This is a genomic window from Palaeococcus sp. (in: euryarchaeotes) (genome assembly GCF_053987695.1).
On sequence record NZ_JBMXHE010000074.1, the window covers coordinates 1 to 11543 of the forward strand.

Consider the following 11543-nt stretch of genomic DNA (forward strand, 5'->3'; position numbering starts at 1 on the left):
TGGATGGTATTGAGGAGAATAGTGGGGTTGTGGTTGTTGCTGCGACTAATAGGCCTGATATTTTGGATCCTGCTTTGTTGAGGCCTGGTAGGTTTGATAGGTTGATTCTTGTTCCTGCGCCTGATGAGAGGGCGAGGCTGGAGATTTTGAGAGTACATACTAGGAGGGTACCCCTTTCAGAAGACGTCAATTTGAAGGAAATTGCAAAAATGACGGAAGGCTACAGTGGAGCAGATTTAGAAGCTCTAGTTAGGGAAGCGGCTTTAATGACATTAAGGAGAGCTGTTGCCGGAAGGGAAATGGAAGAGCTGGGTGATGAGCTGTTGGAGAGGCTTCGTGTAAGGAAGAAGGATTTTGAGGAAGCCATGAAGAAGATCAAGCCCAGCATCACGAAGTACATGCTCGAGTACTATGAGAACTTTGAGAAGAGCAGAAGGGTTGAGAGGAAAGAGAGATACAGAGAAATTGACTACTTCACGGGTTGATTCTTCCTCTTCTTTTCAATTCTTGAGGAAAGGATTTATATATGAAAAGTGGACAAAATAACTCTTAGATTGATTTAACGATATGAGGTGGCAAAGATGGTGAAGATTAAAGCTTCAAAGCTTAGGGATGTTGAAATAATCACCGATACGGGTATAAGACTTGGGTGGGTATATGATCTGAGCTTCGACGAGGAGACAGGGGATATTTTGGTCATAGTAGCCGAGCCGGATGAGGATTTGGATGTGAGTGAATTTGTAACTGATCACGAGGGCCTTTTGCTGATTCCGATAAACTCCGTTAAGAGCATAGGTGAAGTCATCATAGTAGATTCTGCAAAACTCGCCGTGAAGTCAAAGCTCAGGAGGATAAGCACCATAAAGGAGAGGCTCCATCACGAGTGATTACTATTTATTTAATATCCTTCATAGAGTCTGTAAGCCAGAAATTGGGGCAGGCCTGCGTTTAATATTTTCCTCGCGGCTTCTTCAACATCGTACTCTACTCTCCTGAATTCAATTTCCCCCTTTTTTGTCTCAAGCATTGCATAGCTCGCTCTCCAGTCCCCATCCCTCGGCTGTCCGACCCCTCCGGGGTTTATTATCCTTCGTCCGTCAACTATACGGAGCATGGGGACATGAGTATGCCCGACAACCAGATTTTTTTGCTTCATATAGCTCAGCACAACCCTAAACTCACTATCCGGAAGCCAAGGGAATAGGTACTCATCTAGAGGAGCCCTTGGGGAACCGTGGATTAAAAGGTATGTATCTCCATTATCGTCTGTGAAAAGCTGCCTTACGGGCAGTCTTCTAAGGAATTCGAGATTTTCCGTCCGCATAATCCTTTGGTGCCATCTGACTGCTTCCCTTGCATAGGGATTAAATCCCCATTCAACACCGAAGGCTATGGCATTATCGTGATTCCCTCTCACGCAGACTATCTCCCTCTTCTTCATTTCCTCTCTAAAGAAATCCACAACCTCATTGGGATTTGCCCCATAGCCCACCAAATCGCCCATGCAGAGGATAACATCGGCTTTCTTTACCTCCCGCCACACTGCTTCAAGGGCTTCGAGGTTCGAATGAATATCACTTATAAAAGCTATGAGCATATGCATCCCATTAAACTATGGAAGAAGAAGATTAAAATCCTTATGATTGTTTTAAAAATGGGGAAAAAGAGATTCACACTCTCTTGCTCTTCTTCCAATTGCTCCATTTATAGAGGGCTGCAAGTGACTTAATTGCCCTCTCAGGTTCTGGATATGCCGGGATACCTTTTTCGTTGAGCACATCTATGGCTTCCTTGGCTTCAATTCCACCGACGATTGCGACCACTATGGGCTTCTTCTTCCCGCTGGCTTCATACTCCCTTATTACGATGTCCGCCAGATCCCTTGGATCAAGGACTGCAGTCTGGCAGTAGAGAACCGCAATGGCGTGCATGTTTGGATTTGCAAGTGCATCCCTAACTGCACCCTCATATGCCTTAGCGTCTGCCATACCCGTCAAATCGACAGGATTCTTATAGCTTCCAAAGGGAGGCATGTGGTTTGCGAAGACCTTTAGTTCTTCGAGGTTATCATATAGGTAAAGTCCTTCTTCTTCAGCTGCATCTGTGGCCATAACACCTATTCCACCGCCATTTGTGAGTATGACGACGTTCTTCCCTTCGGGCTCTGGGAGGTTGCTTAGTGTTCTTGCCCAATCAAAGGCTTCACCTATTGTTAAAGCCCTTAAAACGCCGCTCTGCTTGAATGCGGCACTATAAATACTGTCAGCACCAGCTAATGAACCTGTATGTGATGCCGCGGCTTTAGCACCGCGCTCGCTCCTTCCCGCCTTTATGATAATGATCGGCTTTTTCATTGAAACTCTCCTTGCGGTTTCCATGAACTTCCTTCCATCTTTAACACCTTCCATATAAATTAAGATGGCTCCTGTGTTCTCATCATTCTCAAAGTAGTCGAGCATGTCTGCATCGTCCAAATCGCTCTTGTTTCCAATGCTAACGAGGGCTGAGAGGCCGACCTTCTCAAGGATTGTCCATCCCATAAGGGCTATTCCAAGAGCACCGCTCTGGGAGACGAGGGCGAGCTTTCCGGGGAGGACATCGGTTGGACCAAATGTGGCGTTGAGCCTTGTTGGGGTGTAGACAACACCGAAGATATTTGGACCGAGGATCCTCATCCCGTATTTATGGGCGGTCTCGACGAGGGCTTCCTCTACCTTTTTGCCCTCTTCTCCCAGCTCACCAAAGCCTGAGCTTATTATCGGAAGGGCTTTAACACCTTTCTTGCCGCATTCCTCGACAACCTGAGGAACGAACTTTGCGGGGACAACAATAACCGCCATCTCAACTTCATCGGGAACATCAAGAATACTCTTGTATACTTGGAACTTTCTTCCGCTTATCTCTATTTCCCCGCCCTTGATGTTGACGGCGTATATCTTCCCTTCGTAGCCGTACTCGATGAGGTTCTTCATGATGGCATAGCCTATCTTTCCGGGCTTTCCAGAAGCTCCTATGACTGCCACACTCCTCGGCTTAAAAAGCGCCTTCACATTGTCCATATTCTCCACCTCGATAAACTTTACAAAGGTAACTCGGAGAAAAAGGTTATAACTTTTCTCTTCTTAATTTGCCGATAGAGTAATCGTCATTTGCTAAATTAACGGGAGGTTTTGGATAATGATGTACTTTGGATAACCTTATATCCCTCTTAGGGGAATATTAAATGCGGGTGAGTGATATGGGCGTCCAGATAGGGGAACTTATTCCGAGAAAGGAGATAGAACTTGAGAAGCTCAACGGAAGGAAAATTGCCATTGATGCTTTTAACGCAATTTATCAATTCCTATCTATCATAAGGCAGAGGGATGGAACGCCTTTGATGGATTCGCAGGGAAGAATTACCTCCCATTTATCGGGACTCTTCTACAGAAACATAAATCTCATAGAGAGCGGTATAAAGCCGGCATATGTTTTCGATGGAAAACCACCTGATCTGAAGAAAAAGGAACTGGAGAGAAGGAAAGAAGCTAGGGAAGAAGCGATGGAAAAGTGGGAGGAGGCCCTCGCAAGGGGAGAGCTTGAAGAAGCCAAAAAATATGCCCAGCGGGCTTCCAAGGTAAATGAGCTCCTCATAGAGGATGCCAAGAGGCTCCTTCGATTGATGGGCATCCCCGTTATTCAGGCACCGAGTGAGGGAGAAGCACAAGCTGCGTATATGGCTCTCAAGGGAAAGGTTTACGCTTCAGCATCTCAAGACTATGACTCACTTCTCTTTGGAGCACCCAGGCTTGTGAGAAACGTGACCATCACCGGGAGACGCAAACTCCCCGGAAAAAGCATATATGTGGAGGTTAAACCCGAGCTTGTGCTTCTCGAGGAGGCTCTCAAAACTCTTAAAATCGACAGGGAAAAACTCATTGAGATGGCGATTCTAGTTGGAACCGACTACAACCCCGGGGGTATAAAGGGGATCGGACCGAAGAAAGCCCTGGAGCTCGTTAGATATAAGAGGGATGTTCTATCCAGATACAACAGGGAGAGCGATGTTGATCTCTATAAAATCAAAGAATTCTTCATGAATCCTCCGGTTACGGATGAGTACGAACTTGAGTGGAAGATGCCCGATGAGGAGGGAATTTTAAAGTTCCTCTGTGATGAACACGATTTCAGCGAGGAGAGGGTTAAACACGGACTTGAAAGACTCAAAAAAGCCATAGAAAAAGGAAAGCAGAGGACTCTTGAGAGCTGGTTTGTTCAAAAAGTTTAAGTCCTAAGAGCGCGCATTACATTTGGTGGGAAAATGCAGGAGTGGTACCAATCTAGGGCTCTTTATGAAACTATAAACGGGCTCCTGAAAAAGCGTGATTTCGATTTGGCTCTTCAGGTTGCACGTGGAATTCCTGACAAGGGTATAAAGGCTACGTCATATTCCAAAATAGTCGTTGAGATGGCGAAGAGAGGAGTCGATTATGAGGAGGCTCTCAAAGAAGCCATAGAAGCGATAATGGAGCTTGATACTGATGCAAAGATCAGGGCCCTTATGAGCCTTGCTTTCGAGCTCATAAATCTTGGAAAGTTTGAGGATGCCCTAAAGCTGGGCGAGCTGATACCCGATGTTTCCAACCGCTCCAAAATTAAAGCTGAAGCTGCATTAAAGATAGCGGAAAGAGGGGATATTCCAAGAGCCTTAAACCTGATAAATGATATCCTCGATGAAGATGTAAAAACATGGGCAACTTCAATGCTCGTAAACAAGATGAGCAGAAGGGAGGAGTAGAATCAGAGGTAGAGGTAGGGTTAGAGCTTTAAAATCTCCTCCACCAAACTTATTTTGCTGACCTCTGTTGGGATTGTGTTTGTAACTGCAAGCTCGTCCACGGCTTTGCTAACTCGCTCTATGGCTCCCTTCGCAAATACTCCGTGCGTTGCAGCAACGAAAACTTTGCCAGCTCCCATTTCCTTAAGGAGGTTAGCGGCCCTTATCATGGTTCCGCCGGTACTTATTATATCATCCACTATGAGAACGTTCTTTCCTTTAACATCAACATCCACGGGCTGCATCTGGACTTCTGTTGGAGAGATGCGCTTTTTCTCAAAGTGGCTGAACTCCAAGCCAAGTTCCCCAGCAACAGCTCTCGCTCTCTCCAAAGCACCCCTGTCCGGAGCCAAAATAATTCCATTCTCCAGCTTTTCCTTGAAGTATCTGGCTATAGCCTTTGCAGGACTTAAGTTCACGGCTTTCTTTGGAAAGAATTTAAGGGTCTCAGGGTTGTGGAGGTCGAAGACGTAGAACTCATCATAATAAAGCGAGAGAGTCCTTAAAACCGCCCTCACACTAATAGGTTCTCCTTCTTTTGTTACCCTGTCCTGTCTTGAATATGCTAAATATGGGACCACAGCTTTAAGATGTTTAAATCCCTTCTCCCTGAGGGCGTCTCCCAAAAGGAGTAGCTCCATTAAGTGCTCATCTTGAGGCCTGAAGGTTGACTGGACAACTATGGCTTCATCCCCTTCCCCCAGAACCCTCACATACTTTTCTCCGTCAGGGAAGGTCTTTATCTCGGTCTCTACGAGTTCCTTGTCATAACCTGCGGCTTTGGCCAAAAACTCATCACGCATATGCTGAGCACCGCTTCCCAACACCACTTTCATTAGCATCACCATGTTAAAATTGGGAGAGATTTTAAAAGGATTTGCCATTCACTGGATGTTTATTTGGTTTTGTCTCTAAGTCTTCTTGATGATTCTAATGAAATCCAAGTGAGATCCGAAAACGTAGAAATTAGAAGAAAACCCAAGGTAAAAACAATACCAATTCCTTCAACAGAGACGCTCAACACTACAGCAGCTGTTCACTTCAAACTCCTTTGAAGCAGTCATCACGTTATAAATACTATGATGCCCTACTATTCATTGGTGATAAAGATGAAAAGAAAAGTTAAGGCTTTAATTGCACTTCCTTTTGTTTTGATTCTACTGGCTATGGTGGCTTTTCAGGGCAGTAAAGCCGCAGGAGAAAGCGGAAGCCTCGTCCTTTATGATTCGGCGAAAATAGGTGTTGTTGAGAAGGAGCTTACTTTCAAACTTAAAGCAGGGATCAACGAAGTTCCTCTTGAGGAAATTGAAGGATTAAAAATTGCGGAAATCACGCTTAAACCTGTTGACGAGGGAGCAGAGGTCCTTGGTATTGTGAGCCAGGGATTCAATGTTAAGAATGTTTTTGAAGCCAATATCGGGGAAAACGTGGAGGTAAAGCTGAAGAGCGGCGAAACAATAAGCGGTAAATTCCTGGGATACAAAGATGGGAAGATTACCATCCAGGGAGACGGATATTACCTAATTGACCCCCAGGAGGTGGCTTACTTCAAAGCCTCGAAGCTCAACGGTGAGAGGAAGGCAAAGACCTACGCGGTTATAAACGCAAAGGAAGAGGGAGAATATAAGTTCAAACTCATCTACAGGGTTGCCAACATTGGATGGAGTTCAAGATACAAGCTCTATCTTGGTGATAAGGCTTTCCTTCAGGGTTATGTTTTGATTGATAACCCTACAAACAAAAGCTTTGAAGATGTGGACGTCCTCCTAGTTTCGGGCAACGTTCAATTCTATCAACCTCCCGTATACTTCAGGGATATGATGGCTAAAGCGGAGGCAGAAGTTCCAGCCCCAGTGAAACCCATGGAGCCTCAGAAGCTTGAGGCATTCTACCTCTATAAGCTCGGGATTATCGATGTGAACCCCTTTGAGAAAAAGCTCATTCCTTATGTGAGTCAGGAGAGGGAGTTTAAGAGAGAATATCTCTACGAGAGTTATCCTTATACACAGCAAGGGGATGTCTACGAGATAATATCTCTCAAAACAGACAAAGTGCTCCCTGCAGGTATAGTGGAGATATATAAGGAGATGGAAGGTAAAAACGTGCTAATAGGGGAGCAGTGGATCGATCACACACCAAAGGGCGATACTTTGAGACTCAAGCTAGGCAAGGATATTGATCTTAAAGGAGAAACGAAAATTCTCGAACAGAAAAACTACGAGAGAAGCACCTACTATAAGGTGGAGATCAGTGTGGAGAACTTTGGAAATGAAACCAAAGAGATCATAATAAGACACTATAAGTGGCGCGGGAAGATTTTGAGTTCGAGTGAGAGTCCAATAGAGGAGACCGCAAACTATGTCGAGTTCAAGGTAACCGTGAAGCCCGGTGAAAAGGAAAGTGTGACATTCGAGTACGAGGTTTCGTACTGAGCTTTTTTCTTCTTAATCTTTAAATACTTCAAAGAATATTCTCTTTGGTGGTTTCATGAGAGGAGTTATAGTACCCCTTGTAACACCCTTTAATGAGGACTACTCCATAGACTTTTCTGCTCTTGAGGAGCACATTGAGTACCTCCAGAAAGTCGGAGTACATGGAATCTTTGTGAATGCCACAACGGGAGAATTTACCAGCTTAAACAAAGAGGAGATGAAGCTTCTGGCGGAGAGGGGGAGAGAACTTGTGAACTCGGCTTTCTATCTCGTGGGAACAGCTTCCACGAACACCTTTGAGGTAATTGAACTCACAAGGCATGCCCGAGACATCGGAGCCGACTACGTTGTTATTGCCCCTCCCTACTACTGTCCGCTCAATGAGGAAGCCCTCTTCAAACACTATTCCCTAATAGCTGGGAGTACGGATATTCCTATAATCCTCTACAACATCCCAAGCTGTGCGAATCCCTTGAGAGTATCCCTTATAAAGCGCTTAGCTTTGGAGTACTCAAACATAGCTGGAATTAAAGAGACAATAGACAGCATAAACCATGTAAGAGACGTTATATCTGAGGTTAAAGGTGAGAGGAAGGACTTCAAGGTTTTCACAGGCTTGGATCAGCATTTTTTAAATACGCTCATGCTTGGCGGTGATGGTGGAATTATGGCATGTGCAAACTTTGCCCCTGAGTTGCATTTGAGAGCCTTCAAAGCCTTTGAGGAAAGAAACTTTGATGATGCCATTGCATATGCCGGAAAGCTTGCCCAGCTTTCGAGGATCTATGATTTAGCATCGTCCTTTGGCTCGGCAATAAAGCTCGCCATGAGTTTAAGAGGCTTCTCAATAAAACCGGTTTTGAGACCTCCATACATAATGGATGGAGAAGAGGTTAAAGAAAGGGTGAAGCACCTTTTGCTCTCACTGGAGCTTATACCTTAGAAAGGCACCCAACCCGCCAAAGGCTTTGTAGAACTGCTGTCCTTCATCGGTATCCAGGGAAATAATTTCCACATTGGCTCCTATCTCTTCTGCCATTTTTATTAGCTCCTCTGCAACTTCCCATCTTTCAAAATGGAGGTTCTGACTTCCGCATTTTGGACATGTTTTTATCTGCTTTTTGAACGTATCATAGTCGCCTTCGTGCATCGTCTTGAGCTCTTCCCATCCGCAGGCGTTGCACTTCACCTTGGCCCTTATGAGGTCGTACCCTTCGCTTATCAATAGGGTGTCAACGGCGCCCATCTCGAGAGCTTTTCTTATCTCCTTCTCACCGTATGTAATTAATCCCGTGTCCTTTACGAGATGTTTAAAGAAATTCTGGATCAGTTTTCTCTCTTTGACTGCTTCCTGCTCTGCCAAAATGTCGCTTGCTTTCTCCACAAGCTCTCTCAATCCATATTCTCCATGATAACTGATGTCAACAACCCCTATAATCTTCTTCTTCAGCTCATGGTGGAGATAATCCCCATCAACAAACTCCTCTTTTGTTGGACCCGGGCCGCCTATAATTATGCCCTTGAGTTCCCCCTTCTCAAGCAGTGGAAGGAAAGCTTCATTTGCGTGTTGCCCTATACGCTTCATGAACTCGTGAGTTTCCTGCTCTCTAATTCGCTCATACCTTCTGGCGGACTGACCACCAGCTCTTGTTTTTCCGGGAACCGTTGAACGTAAATCATCGACCAGCTCTATTTTCTTTCCTCTCAAAATCCCTATTGTGGACTCATTCTTCTCCACGGTGATCAAACCATATGCCTCTTTGACTCGCAACATCTCTTCCAATGGCTCCGTCACAAAGGTTTGATCACATCGATAGAGCCTTACATTTACGGGCTCCGGCGGGATTATGGGAAATACCTGAATATCGCTCACACCCTCTTGCTCACTAACATTTCCCACGAACAAAGCTAAACCATTTGGAGGAGTTTGTTTGTACAACTTTAAGTGCTGCATTGCCCTTTCAAGGGCACCGAGAACGTTTTTTCGGGTGCTCTTTGATTTTATATTCTGGGCTGTTCCATATTCCTCTCTAAGCTGCTGCATGACTTTATTTATATCGTAGCCTGCAGGTATGTAAAGGGACACGAGTTCTGTAGCTCGCCCTCGAATTTTTTTAAGTTCCTCCACTTTTTTCTTCAGCTCATACATTTCAGCGGATGTGTGAGACATGATCATCACCTCGAGAAGATTTTCTCTCGTTAAAGGACTTAAAAAATGGATTTATAAAAGTTGGGGTTAGAGGAAAGAGAGAAGGATTAAGATGAAAACCCCAACGACTCCGCCAATGGCTATTATGAGAAAATTAATCAGATTTAGCGGTATGTGTGTCACTCCCAGAAAGTTGAGTACACCCACCAGTATGAGCCCCACGATTGAGTTTATGGCGAGCCACTTCAACACAGCCATTGCAAGTTTAAAAAGCAGATATCCAACCAGGATTAACAAAGCGAAGAGTATTATCACATTCACATTCATCATTTTAATCCCTCCAGCACTTCCTTTGCAATATCCCCAAGGGGAACCCATTTATACCCTTCAAAGGGAAGCAGAACTTTGTCCTGAACTTCCATCAGTTCTTCCACTTTTGGGATGAGCTCCTTGAGCTCCAGCTGCTTTATCATAAGTAATGCAAAGGCTTTATCATTTTTGTCCCCCTCTTCAAGGAGTGTATCCAGCGATTTTGTTATCTCTTCCTTCCGCTTCATAACATCTTCAGGGAATTCCTGAGCGATTTTGTATGCCAGTATCATGCTATTTTCTTTCACATACGGGTTGCGAGTTTTGGAGACTTCCATAACCTTCAAAATCAGCCTATCTATGTAACCTTTTACTTTCTTTTTATCTATCTCCATAACCTGGGTCAATATTAGGAGGGAGTCCCCTTTAATTCCCGGTACTTTATCATCTAGGAGCTCTATCAGAGCATCAAGGACTTTTTTATCTTTTAAAGCCTGATTTACAGCCTCCTGCATCTCCTCATTTTCAAGCATTTTTCTTACTTTACCTCTCTTAGAACCAAATGAAAATAACCCCATTTTTATCACCAGTGTCTCTTTTAGTACTTCTATGTTCAATTAGGTTAAAGCTTTTTTGATGGTTAAGAGGGTACTGTTGGGATAAGGAGAGCACTTTTGATAATACCCTAAGAGGACAAAACCACTCCTTTGCTGGGCATATTAGATTATTCTAACAGTACCGTTTGAGTGTTAGAATAATCTTGGTGTGGTTTTGTCCTCTTTTACGGCGTTCCGTTCTGCCTACCCGTTAATTGTGTGTAGAGTGTTAATTTCATAGCGGGTAGGCTTCCCTCCTCCCGTCTTCATAGGAGGGCTTTCGGGGGGAACGGAGACTCCCCACATCTTCAAGGCTTTTAAACAAATATTCCAACTCCCGACCACATCCCTATCCGCTTCAAAACCACACTTCGAGCACTTCAAAACCCTGTGTCCATTCGGGCTTAATTTCTCCCCACATACCGGGCACAGGGACGAAGTAAAAGCAGGATTAACAAAAACAACCCTAACACCCTTCAATTTAGCCTTGTACTCGATGATTGACTGGAGTTTGCGAAAACTCCACCTGTGGAGCCTACCATTCATCACAGCCGAATACCTTATTGAATCCCTGATCTCAGTCAAGTCCTCCAATGCAATCCCACCATACTTCTCAGCCAGCTCAACGATTTTGTTAGCCAGCTTGTGGTAAAGGTCGTTCAGCCTGTTCCGCTCTCGCTCACCATACTTTTCGAGGAGTTCCTTTCTTCTCTTGCCAGCTCGTATTTTCCTCTGAATCCTCCTCCGCTTTAGGAAGTAACCCGTCCTAATCTCCCGCTCGTGAGTGATAATCTGGACGAATTCTCCATTCGGGAGGGAAAGGGTTACGTTGTTCTCGTTCAAATCCACGCCAACAAAAGCTTCCGGCTCTTTCATTTCAACCTCCTTTGAGAAGACGACGTTGATGAAGACTCCTTTGGGCGTTTTTACCAGCCATGCTTGACCAACCTTCCAACCCTTGAACTTCTCGTGATACTTTGCTGGATAGAATTCTAACTTGGTTCTCCCTTTTGGAGTGGAGAGTTTTACAATTCCTTTTCCCAAGTCGGGCTTGAACAGGTGATCATCAAGCATTATGACTTCCTTTTTGAAGATTGGCTTTCCCTTAGCTTTTCCCTTCCTTTTCCTCTTCCTGTAACTCTTGTAAATTGATGTAGCCATTTGGCAAGCCGTGTAAATATAGTGACTCGGTAATTGTGGGTATTTCTCCCTTAACTCTTTGTAAGTCTCTTTTTTGAGCC

The 11543-nt window shown here is 44.6% G+C and carries 13 protein-coding genes; 6 read left to right on the top strand and 7 right to left on the bottom strand.

All coding sequences use genetic code 11. From position 1 onward, the window contains the following. Both ACXJGZ_RS06260 and ACXJGZ_RS06265 read left to right on the top strand, forming a co-directional pair. Positions 1-485, top strand: a 485-nt coding sequence (locus tag ACXJGZ_RS06260; RefSeq protein ID WP_456326574.1) for an AAA family ATPase, incomplete at its 5' end; no start/stop codon positions are given. A gap of 96 nt (positions 486-581) precedes the next feature. Continuing rightward, positions 582-887 (top strand): PRC-barrel domain-containing protein, encoded by a 306-nt coding sequence (locus ACXJGZ_RS06265; protein WP_293253808.1) that lies wholly within the window; start codon positions 582-584, stop codon positions 885-887. A gap of 11 nt (positions 888-898) precedes the next feature. Here ACXJGZ_RS06265 and ACXJGZ_RS06270 read toward each other — a convergent pair whose 3' ends face one another. Continuing rightward, positions 899-1597 (bottom strand): metallophosphoesterase family protein, encoded by a 699-nt coding sequence (locus tag ACXJGZ_RS06270; protein ID WP_456326577.1) that lies wholly within the window; start codon positions 1595-1597, stop codon positions 899-901. 73 nt (positions 1598-1670) lie between these two features. Then, positions 1671-3059, bottom strand: a complete 1389-nt coding sequence (gene acs, locus ACXJGZ_RS06275; protein ID WP_456321567.1) for an acetate--CoA ligase alpha subunit — start codon at positions 3057-3059, stop codon at positions 1671-1673. A gap of 179 nt (positions 3060-3238) precedes the next feature. Here acs and fen point away from each other — a divergent pair, with 179 nt between their 5' ends. Together fen and ACXJGZ_RS06285 are read left to right on the top strand one after the other, a co-directional pair. Continuing rightward, positions 3239-4267 carry a flap endonuclease-1 gene (fen, locus tag ACXJGZ_RS06280; RefSeq protein ID WP_456321580.1) on the top strand — a complete coding sequence of 343 codons (1029 nt, stop codon included), beginning with the start codon at positions 3239-3241 and terminating at the stop codon, positions 4265-4267. A gap of 33 nt (positions 4268-4300) precedes the next feature. Further along, positions 4301-4777 carry a hypothetical protein gene (locus ACXJGZ_RS06285; RefSeq protein WP_456321566.1) on the top strand — a complete coding sequence of 159 codons (477 nt, stop codon included), beginning with the start codon at positions 4301-4303 and terminating at the stop codon, positions 4775-4777. Positions 4778-4797: 20 nt separating this feature from the next. On the opposite strand, the gene ACXJGZ_RS06290 is transcribed toward ACXJGZ_RS06285, so the two are convergent. Next, positions 4798-5652: a ribose-phosphate diphosphokinase gene (locus ACXJGZ_RS06290; protein ID WP_456321565.1), complete on the bottom strand. Its 855-nt coding sequence runs from the start codon at positions 5650-5652 to the stop codon at positions 4798-4800. 273 nt (positions 5653-5925) lie between these two features. Here ACXJGZ_RS06290 and ACXJGZ_RS06295 point away from each other — a divergent pair, with 273 nt between their 5' ends. Both ACXJGZ_RS06295 and ACXJGZ_RS06300 read left to right on the top strand, forming a co-directional pair. Further along, on the top strand, positions 5926-7248 hold the full coding sequence (locus ACXJGZ_RS06295; RefSeq protein WP_456398654.1) for a DUF4139 domain-containing protein: 1323 nt from the start codon (positions 5926-5928) through the stop codon (positions 7246-7248). A gap of 55 nt (positions 7249-7303) precedes the next feature. Continuing rightward, positions 7304-8191, top strand: coding sequence for a dihydrodipicolinate synthase family protein (locus tag ACXJGZ_RS06300; RefSeq protein ID WP_456321563.1), 888 nt, complete (start codon positions 7304-7306; stop codon positions 8189-8191). On the opposite strand, the gene prf1 is transcribed toward ACXJGZ_RS06300, so the two are convergent. The 4 genes from prf1 to ACXJGZ_RS06320 form a co-directional block, all read right to left on the bottom strand. Continuing rightward, positions 8171-9418, bottom strand: coding sequence for a peptide chain release factor aRF-1 (gene prf1, locus ACXJGZ_RS06305; RefSeq protein WP_293253817.1), 1248 nt, complete (start codon positions 9416-9418; stop codon positions 8171-8173). The genes ACXJGZ_RS06300 and prf1 overlap by 21 nt on opposite strands. Positions 9419-9484: 66 nt before the next feature. After that, positions 9485-9727 (bottom strand): pro-sigmaK processing inhibitor BofA family protein, encoded by a 243-nt coding sequence (locus ACXJGZ_RS06310; protein ID WP_456398656.1) that lies wholly within the window; start codon positions 9725-9727, stop codon positions 9485-9487. Continuing rightward, the gene (locus tag ACXJGZ_RS06315) at positions 9724-10323 is read right to left on the bottom strand and encodes a hypothetical protein (RefSeq protein ID WP_456398658.1); all 600 of its coding nucleotides are present in this window, start codon (positions 10321-10323) and stop codon (positions 9724-9726) included. The genes ACXJGZ_RS06310 and ACXJGZ_RS06315 overlap by 4 nt, the downstream gene beginning before the upstream one ends. A 183-nt stretch (positions 10324-10506) precedes the next feature. After that, the coding region (locus ACXJGZ_RS06320; RefSeq protein WP_456398660.1) for an RNA-guided endonuclease InsQ/TnpB family protein at positions 10507-11543 on the bottom strand (1037 nt) is incomplete at its 5' end.